The 17,102-nt window shown below is 41.0% G+C and carries 11 protein-coding genes; 1 reads left to right on the top strand and 10 read right to left on the bottom strand.

Annotated elements, in window-relative coordinates; translation table 11 throughout:
* Positions 1–268: 268 nt before the first annotated feature.
* The 10 genes from B9T25_RS04285 to B9T25_RS04330 form a co-directional block, all read right to left on the bottom strand.
* Entirely contained in the window at positions 269–1,690 is a 1,422-nt protein-coding gene (locus B9T25_RS04285; RefSeq protein WP_086187239.1) for an FAD-dependent oxidoreductase, read from the bottom strand.
* 72 nt (positions 1,691–1,762) lie between these two features.
* Positions 1,763–6,238 (bottom strand): glutamate synthase large subunit, encoded by a 4,476-nt coding sequence (gltB, locus tag B9T25_RS04290; RefSeq protein WP_086187397.1) that lies wholly within the window; start codon positions 6,236–6,238, stop codon positions 1,763–1,765.
* A gap of 454 nt (positions 6,239–6,692) precedes the next feature.
* Positions 6,693–7,544 carry a hypothetical protein gene (locus tag B9T25_RS04295; protein WP_086187240.1) on the bottom strand — a complete coding sequence of 284 codons (852 nt, stop codon included), beginning with the start codon at positions 7,542–7,544 and terminating at the stop codon, positions 6,693–6,695.
* Positions 7,545–7,547: 3 nt separating this feature from the next.
* Positions 7,548–8,633 (bottom strand): 3-dehydroquinate synthase, encoded by a 1,086-nt coding sequence (gene aroB / locus B9T25_RS04300; RefSeq protein WP_086187241.1) that lies wholly within the window; start codon positions 8,631–8,633, stop codon positions 7,548–7,550.
* Between the two features lie 17 nt (positions 8,634–8,650).
* Complete coding sequence (gene aroK / locus B9T25_RS04305) at positions 8,651–9,199, bottom strand: shikimate kinase AroK (RefSeq protein ID WP_086187242.1); 549 nt, start codon at positions 9,197–9,199, stop codon at positions 8,651–8,653.
* A gap of 36 nt (positions 9,200–9,235) precedes the next feature.
* Positions 9,236–11,356, bottom strand: a complete 2,121-nt coding sequence (gene pilQ / locus B9T25_RS04310) for a type IV pilus secretin PilQ family protein (RefSeq protein ID WP_171262724.1) — start codon at positions 11,354–11,356, stop codon at positions 9,236–9,238.
* A 61-nt stretch (positions 11,357–11,417) separates the two neighbouring features.
* Complete coding sequence (locus B9T25_RS04315) at positions 11,418–11,945, bottom strand: pilus assembly protein PilP (RefSeq protein WP_086187244.1); 528 nt, start codon at positions 11,943–11,945, stop codon at positions 11,418–11,420.
* On the bottom strand, positions 11,945–12,700 hold the full coding sequence (locus B9T25_RS04320) for a type 4a pilus biogenesis protein PilO (protein ID WP_086187245.1): 756 nt from the start codon (positions 12,698–12,700) through the stop codon (positions 11,945–11,947). Before B9T25_RS04320 ends, B9T25_RS04315 begins: the two co-directional genes overlap by 1 nt.
* Entirely contained in the window at positions 12,697–13,338 is a 642-nt protein-coding gene (locus tag B9T25_RS04325; protein WP_086187246.1) for a PilN domain-containing protein, read from the bottom strand. The genes B9T25_RS04320 and B9T25_RS04325 overlap by 4 nt, the downstream gene beginning before the upstream one ends.
* Positions 13,338–14,399, bottom strand: coding sequence for a pilus assembly protein PilM (locus B9T25_RS04330; RefSeq protein WP_086187247.1), 1,062 nt, complete (start codon positions 14,397–14,399; stop codon positions 13,338–13,340). The genes B9T25_RS04325 and B9T25_RS04330 overlap by 1 nt, the downstream gene beginning before the upstream one ends.
* 165 nt (positions 14,400–14,564) lie before the next feature.
* On the opposite strand from B9T25_RS04330, the gene ponA reads away from it, so the two are divergent.
* Positions 14,565–17,096 (top strand): penicillin-binding protein PBP1a, encoded by a 2,532-nt coding sequence (gene ponA, locus B9T25_RS04335; RefSeq protein WP_086187248.1) that lies wholly within the window; start codon positions 14,565–14,567, stop codon positions 17,094–17,096.
* The last annotated feature ends 6 nt before the right edge of the window (positions 17,097–17,102 follow it).

The raw sequence follows: 17,102 nt of genomic DNA on the forward strand, positions 1-17,102 counted from the left end.
TTTTGTCTCAAAGGCTTGGAAAATAAAAAATAGCCACGTTAAAAAATAAACGTTACTTTCAATCATTTCCTTCTCCCAAATGAGCTATTAACTCTAAAAAATATCATCAAATTCTTTACTCAACCCTCCCCCAACTCTGCTTTATAAACGAAGAGATCCATCTTTAAAAGAGAGGAAAAACATGCAGTAATAAAAAATCCCCCTTTTTTCAAAGGGGGATTTCAGGGATTCACTTTTAAAATATTTTCAGCTTAGCATCAGTATCCAATCAGATATCTAAATAATCCAAAATACCTTCAGCAGCTTCACGACCTTCCCAAATTGCAGTCACAACCAAGTCAGAGCCACGAACCATATCACCACCAGCAAAGATTTTTGGGTTCGATGTTTGGAATTTGTATTGTTGCTTTTCAGCTGCAACCACACGACCAGAACCATCTAAACCAATGTTTGCACCTGCAAACCAATCTGCTGGGCTCGCACGGAAACCGAAGGCTAAAAGTACGGCATCCGCAGGTAAGATTTCTTCTGAACCGGGTACTGGTTCAGGGCTACGACGACCACGACTATCCGCTTCGCCCAATTGTGTCGTCACTACTTTAACACCTGTGACTTTGCCATTTTCACCGACAATTTCAATGGGTTGACGATTAAATTGAAAGTCCACACCTTCTTCACGTGCATTTTTTACTTCACGACGTGAACCCGGCATATTTTCTTCATCACGGCGGTATGCACAGACGACCGATTCAGCACCTTGACGAATTGAAGTACGGTTACAGTCCATGGCAGTGTCACCACCACCAAGCACAATGACTTTCTTGCCTTCAACACTGATGTACTCGCTTGGGTCTTTTTCCCAACCTTGCGTACGGTTGACATTAGCGATCAAGAAATCCAGTGCATCATAAACACCATCCTGTTCTTCACCGGCAAAACCGCCCTTCATATAGGTGTATGTTCCCATCCCCATAAAGACAGCATCATAATCCGTAAGCAATTGTTCGATGGTCACATCTGTACCAATTTCAGTATTTAAACGGAATTCAACGCCCATGCCAGTGAAAATTTCACGGCGACGTTTCATTACGTCTTTTTCCATTTTAAATTCTGGAATACCAAAAGTCAGCAAACCACCAATTTCAGGACGTTTGTCAAATACAATAGGTTTTACACCGCTACGTACCAAAATATCTGCACAACCCAAACCAGCAGGACCTGCGCCAATGATTGCCACTTTTTTATCTGTCCACTTTACAGATGACATATCTGGACGCCAGCCCAAAGCAAAGGCTGTATCGTTGATATATTTTTCTGCATTACCAATGGTTACTGCACCAAAACCATCATTTAAGGTACAAGCACCTTCACACAAACGGTCTTGCGGACATACACGACCACAAACCTCTGGCAAAGTATTAGTTTGATGACAAAGTTCCGCTGCTTGGAAAATACGACCTTCAGCAATCAGCTTTAACCAGTTTGGAATATAGTTATGTACTGGACATTTCCATTCACAATACGGGTTACCACAACCGAGGCAGCGATGCGTTTGATTGGCCGCAATTTCCGCTGTAAACGGTTTATAAATTTCCACAAACTCTGCTTTGCGGACAGTTAGATCTTTTTTCTCTGGATCTTGGCGTGCTACATCCAGAAATTGAAAGTCATTGTTTAGGCGCTCTGCCATGTCTCTCTCCGTGGGTAGGTGTAGTCGGTTTATTTATCCGCTACACCTGCCTGTCAATCTGCAGTAGTGGAATTATTGTGGATCGGCTTTAATCGTTTTTAAAAGCGTTTGCAAATTAGCAGCTTTTGGTTTTACAAGCCAGAATTTACGGCTGTAAAAATCAAACTCATTGCGGATCTTATACGCCCACGCACTACCTGTCTCTTGAATGTGTTCATCTAAGATACGGCTTAAGAACTCTTGATGTTCTTCCATCGCTTCTGTAGAAATACGATTTAATTCAATCAACTCATGGTTGTAGTGATCAACAAAATCATTATCAAGGTCAAGCACATAGGCAAAACCACCCGTCATACCTGCACCGAAGTTATGACCAACTTTACCCAGTACCGTCACAATACCACCAGTCATATATTCACAACAGTGGTCGCCAGCACCTTCAATCACGGCAAACGCGCCTGAGTTACGCACCGCAAAACGTTCACCAGCAGTACCCGCAGCGAAGACTTTACCGCCCGTTGCACCATACAAACAAGTGTTACCAATAATAGCGGTATTTTGGGTTTGGAACGGTGAACCTTTGGGTGGGAAAATCGAAATACGACCACCAGCCATACCTTTACCCACGTAATCGTTAGCATCACCTTCCAGTTTGATATGCAATCCGCCTGCATTCCAAACACCGAGTGATTGACCTGCTGTACCTTTTAAGTTCATGACTACAGGATGCGCTTCCATGCTTAAGTTGCCGTAACGACGGGCAATTTCACCTGAAATACGCGCACCAATTGAACGGTCACAGTTAACAACATTGTAGTTAAACTCGCCGCTCTTACCTGCTTCAATGGTCGGAAGCATTTCAACCACCATTTTCTCTGCAAGCAAGCCCTTATCAAACGGTGCATTACCTTGAACTTGACAGTATTGCGCCTTACCTTCCGCAGAAGGATGCGAGGTTAACAAGGCACTGAAATCTAAGTGTGCATGTTTATCGGTATCACCCGGTAATACTTCAAGTAAATCTGTACGACCAATCAAATCTTTGAGGCTTGAAACGCCTAAAGCCGCTAACCATTCACGCGTTTCTTCTGCAATAAAGTGGAAGAAGTTAATCAGCATTTCTGGCTCGCCAATATAATGCTCTTGACGTAAATGATCTTGTTGTGTTGCAACCCCCGTCGCACAGTTATTCAGGTGGCAAATACGCAGGTATTTACAACCCAATGCGATCATTGGTGTAGAACCAAAACCGAAACTTTCAGCACCAAGGATAGCAGCTTTAACCACGTCTAAACCTGTTTTCAAACCACCATCGGTTTGGACGCGTACTTTGCCACGCAGGTCATTTACGCGAAGGGCTTGATGTGCTTCTGCAAGACCGAGCTCCCAAGGTGAACCCGCATGGTGAATTGATGAAAGTGGTGAAGCGGCTGTACCACCGTCATAACCCGAAATGGTGATGAAGTCGGCATAGGCTTTCGCAACACCTGCTGCAATCGTTCCTACACCCGGCTCAGACACCAATTTCACCGACACCATCGCTTGAGGATTGACTTGTTTTAAATCAAAGATCAATTGCGATAAATCTTCAATAGAATAAATGTCATGATGTGGCGGTGGTGAAATGAGCGTTACACCCGGTACGGAGTAACGTAACCGTGCAATTAAGCCATTCACTTTACCGCCTGGTAACTGACCACCTTCACCCGGTTTTGCACCTTGAGCGACTTTAATCTGTAAAACTTCTGCTGAAGTTAAGTACGCAGGCGTTACCCCAAAACGACCCGAAGCAATCTGCTTGATTTTCGAGTTACGAATGGTGCCATAACGTGCAGGATCTTCACCGCCCTCACCTGAATTTGAACGCCCACCAATGGTGTTCATCGCAATCGCAATCGCTTCATGCGCTTCAGGAGATAAGGCACCCAAAGACATTCCAGCAGAGTCAAAACGCGGCAAAATTTCTTCGATTGATTCCACTTGCTCAATGGCAATTGAATTGTCTGTTTTGAGTTTGAATAAATCACGAATGGTGGTAATCGGGCGATTATTCACCAACTCTGCATATTCTTTAAAATCTGCATAATGACCTGAACGTACCGATTTATGCAAAGCATTGATGACGTCAGGGTTAAATGCGTGGTATTCCTTATCAAATACAAATTTTAGCAAACCACCTTGATCGATTGGCTTACGTGATTTCCACGCATTTTCCGCCAATTTTTTCAAATCATTTTCAAGGTCTGCAAAGGTTGCCCCTTGAATACGGCTTGGCACACCAGTGAAGCACTTATCCACTACTTCATTGGATAAACCAACTGCTTCGAATAACTGACCACCACGGTAAGACGCAACCGTTGAGATCCCCATTTTCGAAAGAACTTTTAACAAGCCTTTCTCAATGCCTTTACGGAAATTGGCTTGTGCATGAATAGGGTCACCCAGTAACTCACCTTTGGCAACCAAATCATTGATCACGTCGTAGGCTAAGTATGGATAAATCGCAGTTGCACCAAAACCTAAGATCACAGCAAATTGATGCGGATCACGTGCCAGACCAGTTTCGACAATAATATTGGCATCGGTACGTAAACCGACTTGAATCAAGTGATGGTGAATCGCACCCGTTGCCATTAAAGCATTGGCGGGTAAATAACCTTCACGGATCTTTTTATCGGAAAGAACCAATAATGTTTTGCCGTCACGAATAGCTTGTGCAGCTTCTTCGCAAATACGTGTAATTGCAGCCTGTAAACCTTCAGTTGCCACATAATTCAAGTCGATATCGGCAATTTCATAGCCTTTACGACCTAAAGTACGCATTTGATGCATTTTAGAGTTTGAAAGTACAGGGCTTGAAATAATCAAACGATCCGCATGTTCAGGGCTTTGTTCAAAGACATTTTGCTCACGGCCCAAACATGTCTCTAAAGACATCACAATCGATTCACGTAATGGATCGATCGGTGGATTAGTCACCTGTGCAAACTGTTGACGGAAGAAATCGGATACATGACGGACTTGACGAGACAATACTGCCATTGGCGTATCATCACCCATCGAACCGACTGCTTCCTGACCGCTTTCTGCAATTGGACGCAGCAATTGATCACGTTCCTCAAAAGTCACCAAAAACATTTTTTGTGCTGCTTTGAGGTCATCACCTTTTAAGCCTTGATCACACAAATATTCTTCAAGCTCTGGACTGCCTTGCACGCGAACTGAATTCTCACGTAACCATTGACGGTAAGGACGCATATTTTTCAAATGGTTGCTAACATCTTTGGTATCAAGCAACTTACCTGTCAAAGTATCAATCACAAGAATTTGACCTGGACCTACACGACCTTTAGAAATCACATCTTCAGGTTGATAACCCCAAACGCCAATTTCTGATGCCAAAGTGATGTAACCATTTTTGGTAATCACCCAACGTGCAGGACGTAAGCCATTACGATCCAGCATACAAATGGCATGACGACCATCTTGAATCACCAGACCTGCAGGACCATCCCACGCTTCCATATGCTTTGAGTTAAATTCATAGAATGCACGTAAATCTGCATCTAAAGTTTCAACATTTTGCCACGCTGGTGGAACTAACATACGAAGCGCACGGAATAAATCCATACCACCACCGACAAGAATTTCAAGCATATTATCTAAGCTTGAAGAATCCGAACCGGTACGGTTTACAATTGGATTTAGTTCAGTTAAACCCGGCAACAATGGGTTTTCTAATTTAGGCACACGCGCCATTGCCCAATTACGGTTTGCGGTAATGGTGTTAATTTCACCATTGTGCGCCAAGTAGCGGAAGGGTTGCGCAAGTGGCCAACGCGGTAAAGTATTGGTCGAGAAACGCTGATGGAATACCACAATATGTGATTCCAAGCGTGGATCTGCAAGGTCTGTATAGAAGTCTGCAATAGCTGCAGGCATCATTAAACCTTTATAGGTAATCACAGTTGAACATAATGTTGTGACATAGAATGATGAATCATTCACTAACAACTGTTCAGCACGGCGACGTGCAAGGAACAACTTACGGTTGAATTCAACCTCGGTCACGCCCATTGGGCAATTGACAATAATTTGTTCAAAGGCTGGCATCGATTGCAATGCAATCTCACCTAAAGCATCGACATTGGTTGGAATCAACCGCCAAGCCAGAACTTTTAAACCTTCCGATTCAATTTCTTTGCTAAGAATTTGTTTTGAATGCGCAGCAATAGCGGGATCAAGATCTAAGAAAATAGTACCAACAGCAAAAATTTCGCTCAGAGTAATATCACTCAGTTTTTTTGCTTCTTCACGGAAGAACGCTTTGGGCATAGCCAGCAATAAACCACAACCATCCCCTGTTTTACCATCTGCGGCAATACCACCACGGTGGGTCATACAACTTAAACTATGAATCGCGGTCTTGACCAAATCATGGCTCGCATCACCCTGCATATGGGCAATTAAACCGAAACCACAGTTATCTTTGAACTCTTCCGGTTGGTATAAACCTTGAGCGGGAGCTACAGTATTAGGCGATGGCATGTGCATAGCGTACCCTTCTTTCAACATGGCCCTATAGCGGGCGTCTAACAATCAAATATCTTTTTTGCGATTTAGTCCAATTTACTCACACGCAAATCAAGATTGAGCAAAATCATTTTCTTCACATGCTTAAGATAATCGCATTTCATCTTATATACATGAGTCAATTACAAAAATGTTTTATTGATTTTACGCACTCTTTTAAAGCAGGTAAATTCAACAACTTCGCACAATCATTGAATCTTTTCGCGCCAAAATAGGGACAACAACTCAATTCATGCACCAATAAAGCAAAAATTATGCCAATTTAAAAAATACAATGCTAAATGTTTTAAATATAGAAATATTAAAGTTTCTGCAACGCAATAGCATTTTTTCAAAAACACTTTTCGCACTATATTTGTGCATACAAATATTTTTATAACTTAATTTGCTCTATTTTAGAACTCTATGTTTAATTAAATGGATCACTAATTTCTTTTTCTGCTGCTTTATTGCCACTTTGTTTAGAGATAGGGTCAACAGTAGAATGAGACTCTTGCACATCAACAACATCCCCTTGTGCATCACGACGTGTAACCTTGGTCGTTGTGGTCGCTGTTCTCGGGTCAACAGGCACAACCGCAGGTTTAAGTTTTTTATTGGGTAAAGCCAATACAGCCTCATCCACTCGAGGCAACGGTGCAGGCTTTAACTTGACGGCATATAATTTATTATTCGTCGCCATTTCTTCCGCACCCATATCGTTCACCAATGTTACATAACTTTTGATATCTTGCACTTTAGGTTGGATTGACTTTGGAAATTGCAGCGGCAATTGTTTTAGTGCTTGTTTAGCTTCAGTATTATTTTTATATAGGCCGTAAAGCAGCACATATTGTTCAATTTGATTTTCACCATTTAGGCGAATATAAAAAAAGTTGTTACGATCTATTTGTTTTTTAAGAAAACTTCGAAGAACATCATCGTCAGTCACTCGGAACAGCTCAATCGTTACTAATTTTTTATTTTCATGAATAAATTTACTGCCACGAAATTCTGGTTCATAACTTGCCGTCGTCACCATACGAGTCGTCATTGTCAAAGGACGCACTTCATCTTGAAGTGCACCTAAAAGGCTTGTTGCAGCTACTTTTTCAGGTTGAATTTGTAATTCAGACTCAGTTTCAGCAGATTTTTCGACTTCCACTAATGCTTTATTATCTGTGATTACCCAAAAAATCAGTGCCGCAAGTAAACACACCATCCCACACACGAGCCAGATATAATTTCGAATACGTTGCCATTGTGTACGGATGGTTGCCATGCCTTATACCTTCTCTTGATTCGCTAAAATCGCTTGTTTCATCAATTCCACATCAAATTCTTTGGTAATCACAGCCTGTCCTAAAGATTTCATCAATACAAGGCGTAATTGTCCATTGAGCACTTTTTTATCATGTGCCATAAAACCAAGGAATTCATCAAGTGGAATAGCTGGGCATTTTACGGGTAAATGAGCACGTTGAATGATTTTTTTTGTACGCTCAACATCATCAAGTGAAATCCAGCCCATACGCTGCGATAAATCCGCAGCCATAAGCATACCTGTTGCAACAGCTTCACCATGTAGCCAAACGCCATAGCCTAAATAGGATTCAATCGCATGACCAAAAGTATGACCTAAATTCAGCAAAGCACGCTCACCTTGTTCTTTTTCATCATTGGCTACAATTCGTGCTTTATGTGCACATGAACGATAAACAGCTTCAGCCAGCAGTGTGGAATCACGCCCAACCAAAGCATCCATATGTTCTTCGAGCCAAGTAAGAAAATCGAGATCACCCAATAAGGCATATTTAATCACTTCTGCCAAACCCGCAGAAAGCTCACGATCTGGTAATGTATTTAATTGCGCCATATCTGCCAACACCACTTGTGGTTGTTGGAACGCACCAATCATATTTTTACCCAAAGGATGATTAATGCCTGTTTTCCCCCCTACACTTGAATCCACTTGCGATAAAAGCGTGGTTGGCACTTGAATAAAATAAACACCACGCTGAAAACATGCAGATGCAAAACCCGCCATATCTCCAATCACGCCGCCACCAAGCGCCAAGACTGTCGCATCACGATTAAAACCAGCTTCCAATAAGGCATCAAAAATTAAATTTAAATGTTCAATATTTTTATATTTTTCACCATCAGGCAAAATACATGTTGCAACTGTTTTCCCCAAACCTTTAATCGCATTCGCATAATGATCTAAATACAAAGGCTTAACGGTTGTATTGGTTACAATCATGACTTGTTTTCCGTGAATATACGGCTCAAGTAAAGATTGTGGATTTAAATCACTGCCAATAAAAATAGGATAGCGACGATCGCCGAGTTCAACATGTAAAGTTTGCATGAAATTAAAACCGTTAATTAGACTAAATCTGCTTCTTGGGAAACAATCATATGTAAGATTTTTTGAGCTAGATCACGAGCAGCCCCCTGATTTGTTTCAATAATATAATGTGCAATTTCTCGATACAAAGGATCACGAATTGCCAATAAATCACGTAACTTTTGTTCAGGATTTTCAACTTGCAGTAGAGGACGGTTTTTATCCCGATAGGTACGCTGTAATTGAATTTCGACAGGCGTATAAAGATAAATAACGATTCCGCGTTGTTTTAAAAATTTACGATTAGCAGCTTGAGTGACAACACCACCACCAGTCGCGAGAACCAGTTGTGAACGGGTAGTAAGTTCATTAATCACCATGGTCTCTCGATTACGAAATCCATTCTCCCCTTCTTTTTCAAAAATCCAAGGAATGGTCGCTCCCGTCTTGCGTTCAATTTCATGATCACTGTCAAGAAACTCTCGCCCTAACAGTTCTGCTAAATGTCGCCCAACAGTCGTCTTACCCGCCCCCATTGGCCCTACCAAATAAATATTTGGTAGGGTTTCAAACTCATTGCTTGGCAAGGAGTCACCTATTTATTTTGTCAGATTCAAAATATATTAATGATTTCTTGAAACACTGTCATTAACAATTCGTGGTGTAATAAAAATCAATAGCTCACTCTTTTTATCCGTTTTCGCATCTTTACGGAATAAACGCCCCACATAAGGCAAATCTCCAAGGAAAGGCACCTTAGTCTGACTCGTAGAAGTCAGCTGTTCAAAGATCCCTCCAAGCACAACTGTCTCACCATTATCCACCAATACATTGGTATTGATCTCATTCTTGTTAATTGTGTATTGACCTGTTGGCGTAGGCGTACCCACTGAGTCATTTTTAATTTTCAACATCATTTGAATTTTACCATCAGGCGTAATGCTTGGGGTCACATCCAAACTTAAAGTTGCATCCACAAATTCTGTTTTAGAAACAGCATTTGCACCGCCCCCTTCTGAAGACTGATAAGGAATTTGTGTCCCTGATGCAACTTTAGCGGGCTGCTTATCTGCAGTGAGGACTTTTGGTGTCGAAATAACTTCACCATAACCATCCGCTTGTAATGCAGAAAGTTCTAAATCCAACATAAAATCAGACAAACTAATTAAACCAAATGCAATACTGCTTGCCCCCGGAGCTGTTACGCCTAAATCGACATTTAGATTATCTGGGCGCTGAATCGTATATTTACCCTCATCATCAGGTGTTTTTAAATCCCATAAGGTCGTATCACTACCGCCAACAAGTAAATTGTTATTGCTATTAATACCTTGAGATAAAATCCCCCATTTCACACCCATTTCTTTGGTAAAGTCTGTTGAAGCACGAACAATACGTGCCTCAACCATAACTTGTTTAACTGCAATATCGAGCAAGTCAATCATTTTACGAACTTTATCAACATTTTGGACAGTGTCATTGATAATTAATGTATTGGTACGCGCATCAACCGAAATCGTTCCTCGAGGACTCAATAAACTTTCACTAGAATTACCACCACTATTGGATCCGCCACTATTTGATCCATTCCCATTTGATGATTTAGTTTCGGTAATTAACCTTTCAATATCAGTAGCTTTTGCATAACTTAATTTAATATATTCCGTTTGAATCGGAGCAAGTTTAATACTTTGAGCAATGGCTTTCGCCTCTTCTTCTTCTGATTTGATTAACTCAGCAACAGGAGCAATCCAAATCACACTTCCATTACGACGTTTATCTAAATTTTTTGTTTTTAGAATAATATCCAGTGCTTGATCCCATGGCACATCTTTTAAACGCAAGGTGATATTTCCTTGCACGGTATCGGCTGCAACCATATTAATTTCAGTAAAGTCAGCCAATAACTGTAGAACTCGACGTACTTCTATATCCTGAAAATCAAGGGAAATCTTTTTACCCGCATAAGTATTTGCAGCTTTTGGTTTCAGTGGACTTTTATCCTCTGGACGTTTCAAGCTGATGGTGAGCTTATTATCAGCTTGGTATGCCATGTATTCATAGCTTCCAGCCGTCTGAATGGTCACCACACCATTTCCACCATCATTATGTGCATCAATCGTGGATACAGGTGTTGCAAAATCATTGACGTTTAAGCGACGCGCCAAATGTGTAGGCACTTTATTTCCTAAAGTCCTGACCACAACCTTACTGCCTTGTTGTTGTACATCGACTGGCGTATTCGTCCCCAATAAATCAATAACAATTTGCCCTTCACCTTGACCGCCACGCTGGAAACCAATATTGGAAATTCCTTGTGCCGATTTCTGGGCAGCGACATTCTGAGTGCCAACAGCATTACCCGCAGCATTAATTTTTAAAATAAAGGTATTACCTTCAACACGTGTCGTGAAGGCACCTGCATCCGCCAAATTTACCGTTAAACGCGAACGCTGTGCATCAGAACTCACATCAATAGAACTGGCTTCTTGAGTTGCAACTGCAATGCTATTTTGTTTTAAATTCTGCTGTGCTTTATCAAAATCAAGAACCAAACGTGATGGTTGCTCTAATTGATAGGCTTGAGGTTGTGGTGGTAAGCCATTAAACATGACACGAATTTCTGTACCTTGGTCTGCAATTTGCATCGGTACAATATTGGTAATACTGACTTGTGCATTCGCAACTTGCATTACTGCAATCGCCACAGCACCCATAGAAAATTGACGGAACAAATGGTTCATTGTATTGCCATCCCCAAATATAAAATCTTTAAAACTGTTATTCATTTTTATTCCTTTAAACTTACGGCGCAGGTCCAATTAAGATAAGACTTCTTGGACGCTCCACGTATCCTTCTCGCCCATCTGGAATAATTTCCACGAGATCAATTTGTGTTGGTGTAATCTTCACCACACGACCGTGATTAACACCCATAAAACTACCGAGTTGTATGCGTTCAATTTCACCATCTGGCGTTTGAATCAATGCCAAAATTTGCCCAGATTGATTGCGCATACTGCCCTTCATATTTAGGGACTCAATTGCATAACTTTCTAAGGGTTGTGGTTGACGTGACAAATTAGGATAGACACGTTTTCCAGCCATAATTTGCAATTCAGCAGCCAGAGAGCCTGGTAAAAAAGGACTTTTGAGCTGATGTGCTGAATAATCAAATGTTGGCACAGGTGTAAACACTGGTGCTGGTTCAATCGGTAAAGGGGGTTGATTACGAATACTCGCCATTTGCTCATTCACAGCATCAATACGAGAATCACATCCAACCAATAACAATCCCAACATCAGGCTTAAAGTAATTTTTTCTATTTTCATTACTGTGTCCCCCCTGCTACAGTAGGTGAGCCAGCAGTTGCACTATCCGTCGAATTAGCTGTTCCAGTGGCTGATGAGCTGTTGTCCGTATTTCCAATGTAACGGTATGTTTTAGCTTTAACATTATAAGTGACTTGAGGAATATCGGTTTTTTTCTCTTTATTTTCCGTTGCTGTAATATCGAAATCATGCAAAGTCACAATACGCGGCAATGCAGCAATACCACTCACAAAAGAACCGAAGGCATGATAATCACCCGTCGCTTCAATCGAAATCGGTTGTTCAATAAAGAACTCTTGTTTCACTTCATTTTCTAAACGAATATTTTTAAATTTCAGACCTGAATTCACACCACTGACGTTAATATCTTCAACCAATCCTGGAATTTCAGTTTCTTTTGGTAATTGTTCTAATTGCTGATTAAAGTTTGCTTCCATTTCCAGTAGTTGTGCTTGTAACTGTTGCAAATTACGCAGCTTTGAATCTTTTTCACGAAATTCATTGAGTAAATTTTGCTCTTGCGCATGAGCATTGGAAATATCATCTAACTTACTCTTAATCGATGCGAAATAACCCAGCAGAGCAATCATCATGATAATCAAAATCCAGCAAGTAATTTTGACTGATAATGGCCAACCACCATAGTTGTTCATATCTAAGGTATTGAACTGTTGAAGAAACTTATCCAGCGTCATCTTCTTTTTAGTCGCAACACCTTCTTTTGGATTTAATTCATCAAATTCATCGAGACTCATTGTGCTGCCCCCGCTGTTGAATTAGCTGTATTGGGTTGTACTTCTGGTTCTTTTGGCGCTGCAATTTCATCTAAATCAGCAGTCACCACAAATGAACCATAACTCTCCTCAACACGTGGTACGACAGAGCTTGGTACTTTATCTTTTTTCTCTTCTACAGCTAAGAAAGAATTCATAAAGGCATTACGATACCAAGGGGATGCCTCTAAATTACGTAAAAATTCCGCAACTGTATTTGGACTTTCCGCTTTCCCTTCAATGGTAAATTTATCGCCTACACGAGAAAATTTAGTAATATACAAATTACTTGGTGTCACGCGTACCATTTCATCAATCAGACGAACGGCAATCGGTCTTTGTCCTTGTAAACCTTGAATCAGCTTCATACGTTCAATAATCGCATCACGCTGCTTTTCCAAGCCTTCTAAAGACTTCAATTGCACATCAAGATTTTGATTGGTACTGGTAATCAGTTGATTAGCCTGTTCTTGGTCTTCAAGTTTATGGTTATAGTAAAACCATGCCAGTGCAACCGCTAAAACCCCGATTAATGCCGCCCCAATACAAATTGCAATAAATTGTTTTTTTCGTTTCTCTCTTAGCTCATCACGCCAAGGGAGTAAGTTAATTCTTGCCATTAATCAAAACTCCTCAATGCCAAACCACATGCCACCATGAGAGAGGAAGCATCGTTCTCTATCTTTTTAATATCAATTTGTGGAGAAAATCCCATTTGCAAAAATGGGTTGGCAATAGTCACGCGATAACCAAGTTTTTGTTGTAATAGCTTCGCGAGTCCTGGAATATTAGCATTCCCCCCCGCCAACAAAATATGATCAATCTCATTAAATTGTGAAGACGAGAAAAAGAACTGTAATGATCTTGCAGCCTGTTGTACCACTGCATCTAAGTATGGCTCTAAAACCTCAACATCATAATCATCAGGTAATGAACGACTTTTTTTGGCACGACCCGCTTCTTCAAAAGACAAACCATAACGGTTTTGAATTTCTTGAGTCAATTGTTTACCGCCAAACACCTGTTCTCGGGTATAGATCACTTTGTTTTTTTGCATAACAGATAAGGTCGTCATGGTATGACCTATATCTAAAATCCCCACGGTATTCACACCCATAGGCAAAGTATCTGAAAATACATGATAGGCATTTTCTATTGCAAAACTTTCAACATCAGCAATTTTAGGTGTCAAGTTCGCAAGCTCTAGCACTTCAGAACGTGCTTCTATATTTTCAAGACGAGTTGCGACCAATAGTACATTTACTCGATTTGGATTAGCCAAACGCTCTGGCAAAACTTCAAAATCAAGGCTCGCTTCATCAAGAGGAAAAGGAATATATTGCTCAGCATCCATACGAATTTGAACTTCTCGTTCATCATCCGTCATATCTGCATCCATCTCAATTGTTTTAGTAATCACCATTGAGGTTGGAATTGCAAAAGCCGCAGCTGTAGATTGAGTGTTTGCTAGATTGATTGCTCGCTCTAATGCATCACCTACTGCCTCAGGATTCAATATATTTTTTTCAACCACACTACCTTCTGGTAATGGAACCAGTGCATAGCTTTCAACCCAATATCTATTCCCACTTTTAACAGAAAGTTCCAATAACTTAACAGAAGTAGAACTAATATCTACTCCAATTAACCCCTTATTTGGCTTACGATATAACCTGAGCACAATATAATTCCTATTATTTTTTTATCCCCAATAAAAGTAACCCACTAATCAGTGTTGGTCTATAATTTTATACAGATACAATAACTCATCTAACAATCTGTATTTGTAAAGGCTATACTGACCGCCAATTAGTTTGCCATTAGCTCTTATTAAAACTTACTTGTTATGAAAAAGCTATCTCGTTCAGGCCGTGTTCATCCATTTTTTTTGACCATAATTATTGTTTTGGTCTCAATTCCGATGGGATTCTATGGCATGTATCTCTATATTGCCCCATCCTTACCTAAAATGACCACCTTAAAAAAGGCGCCGTTGTTAAAACCGTTACAGGTGTATAGTGCCGATAATGAGCTCATTGCAGAATATGGTGGCAAATTATCTGTCCCTGTAGAATACAAACAAATTCCAAAACCCTTTATTTCTGCCTTCCTTGCGGCAGAAGATTCTTCCTTTTTTGAACACAGCGGCGTTAGCTTTAAAGGTTTAGGGCGAGCTGTGAGTGAAACCATTACTGGATCGAATGTGCAAACGGGTGGTTCAACCATCACCATGCAAGTCGCAAAAAATTATTATTTAAGTCCTGAACGTACACTAAAACGAAAACTAACCGAAATTTTTCTGGCGCGTAAAATTGAACAAAATCTAAGCAAAGAAGAAATTTTAACCCTGTATGTGAATAAAATTTTCTTAGGCAAAAATGCTTACGGCATTGCCGCTGCTGCAAAAATTTATTACGACAAAAGCTTAGATCAGCTTAGTATCGCTCAAATGGCAATGATTTCGGGCCTACCTAAAGCACCATCCAAATATAATCCTGTCGTCAATCCAACCCGTGCTTTAGAACGCCGAAACTGGATTTTAGGACGAATGTTGCAATTGGGGTATATCAATCAACCACAATATCAAAAAGCGATTGCTGAACCGATTAATTTAAATATGCCTGACCGCAGTATCAACAACCAATTCCCTTATGTCGGGGAAATGGTACGCTCGGAACTGGTTAAAAAATTTGGTGAGCAAGCCATCGATTCTGGCTATAAAGTCTATACCACTGTCGACAGTCAACGTCAAATTTATGCGGAACAAGCAGTTCAAAAAGGTTTGGAAGCTTATGATCGTCGTCATGGTTGGCGTGGTGCCGAAGCACATGATAAACCACTGACAGAATTCAATGCTTATGCAAATACTTACCCAGCTAAAGTCATTAAAGTAAATGGCAATTCTTTTGAAGCTATGATGCAAGATGGGTCTACTGTGAGCGTGCCTTGGTCAGGCATGTCATGGGCTCGTCCTTATAGAAATGCCAACAGCGTCGGTTCTGCGCCAAGCAAAGCCGCTCAAATTGTAAAAGTAAAAGATATTATTCGCTTACGTCCGAATGACGACAAAACCTCATGGGCACTGATTCAAGTCCCCAAAGCTCAGGGGCAACTCATTGCCATCAACCCAAATAATGGCGCAATCGAAGCCATTGTCGGTGGCTATAATTTTTATCAATCTAAATTCAATCGCGCATTACAAGGATGGCGCCAACCCGGTTCAACCATCAAACCGTTTGTATATGCTTTGGCACTTGAACGTGGCATGACCCCTTATAGCATGGTCAATGACAGCCCGATTACCATTGGTAAATGGTCGCCTAGAAACTCCGATGGACGTTATTTAGGCATGATCCCCCTGCGTCGCGCATTATATCTATCTCGAAATACAGTTTCAGTACGTCTGTTGCAAACAATCGGGATTGAACGTACTCGACAATTATTTATGGATTTTGGTTTGCACGAAAATCAAATTCCACGTAATTACACCATTGCACTCGGAACACCACAAGTTCTTCCCATTCAAATGGCAACTGGTTATGCAACCTTTGCCAATGGTGGTTATCGCATTCAACCGCATTTTATTGATCGTATTGAAGATGCTTATGGCAAAGTAATCTATCAAAGCAACCCTGAATATGCTTGTATTTCTTGTATTAATCAAACTGATGCAGAACAGCTTGACTCGACAGAACCAGTGACCTCAGATGATGAAGTCATTGACGTCACCAACCAAACCTCGGCAACAGAAAAAGAACTGACCCAACCTCAATTAGATGAATCAAAAAGTCAGTATCGTCAAGCGCAGCGCATTTTAAAATCAAGCTCTGCTTATGACATGGCCAATATTCTGCGTGATGTAATTCAACATGGTACAGGTCGTGCGGCACTTAAAATTGGTCGTGGAGATATTGGTGGCAAAACAGGCACCACCAATGATGCCAAAGATGCTTGGTTTGCTGGATTTAATGGCAAGCTTGTTACTGTGGCATGGGTTGGGTTTGACCAACCGACCACATTAGGACGTCGTGAATATGGTGGTGTTGCGGCTTTGCCGATTTGGACCAATTTTATGGGTAATGCATTAAAAGGCACACCAGCAGCATGGGTTCATCTCGATAAAAATGCAAAAGCACCAAGCAATCGCAATCAACCTGTTCCTGCAGGTGAGCAGAACGAAGATAACCGCTCTTCTCCACCTTTAGCACGACCATTGTACCGCCCAGCACCCGTTGCACCTAAACGAGCGCCTGAACGTGACTTTGATGATTTACCTGATGAAGAAGTACTTACACCTAAACCTGTAACACCTCCAACTATGCAAAAGGCACCGCCTAAACCCGATGCGCTTGAACATCTAATTGATCAAGTTCAATAAGACAAT

Source organism: Acinetobacter sp. ANC 4470 (assembly GCF_002135335.1).
GTDB lineage: Bacteria > Pseudomonadota > Gammaproteobacteria > Pseudomonadales > Moraxellaceae > Acinetobacter.

What these genes read in the sequence shown, in the direction of transcription:
- B9T25_RS04285 (WP_086187239.1), bottom strand. Translation starts at nt 1,690, where the DNA reads ATGGCAGAGCGCCTAAACAATGACTTTCAATTTCTGGATGTAGCACGC.
- gltB (WP_086187397.1), bottom strand. Translation starts at nt 6,238, where the DNA reads ATGCCATCGCCTAATACTGTAGCTCCCGCTCAAGGTTTATACCAACCG.
- B9T25_RS04295 (WP_086187240.1), bottom strand. Translation starts at nt 7,544, where the DNA reads ATGGCAACCATCCGTACACAATGGCAACGTATTCGAAATTATATCTGG.
- aroB (WP_086187241.1), bottom strand. Translation starts at nt 8,633, where the DNA reads ATGCAAACTTTACATGTTGAACTCGGCGATCGTCGCTATCCTATTTTT.
- pilQ (WP_171262724.1), bottom strand. Translation starts at nt 11,356, where the DNA reads ATGAACCATTTGTTCCGTCAATTTTCTATGGGTGCTGTGGCGATTGCA.
- B9T25_RS04315 (WP_086187244.1), bottom strand. Translation starts at nt 11,945, where the DNA reads ATGAAAATAGAAAAAATTACTTTAAGCCTGATGTTGGGATTGTTATTG.
- B9T25_RS04320 (WP_086187245.1), bottom strand. Translation starts at nt 12,700, where the DNA reads ATGAGTCTCGATGAATTTGATGAATTAAATCCAAAAGAAGGTGTTGCG.
- B9T25_RS04325 (WP_086187246.1), bottom strand. Translation starts at nt 13,338, where the DNA reads ATGGCAAGAATTAACTTACTCCCTTGGCGTGATGAGCTAAGAGAGAAA.
- ponA (WP_086187248.1), top strand. Translation starts at nt 14,565, where the DNA reads ATGAAAAAGCTATCTCGTTCAGGCCGTGTTCATCCATTTTTTTTGACC.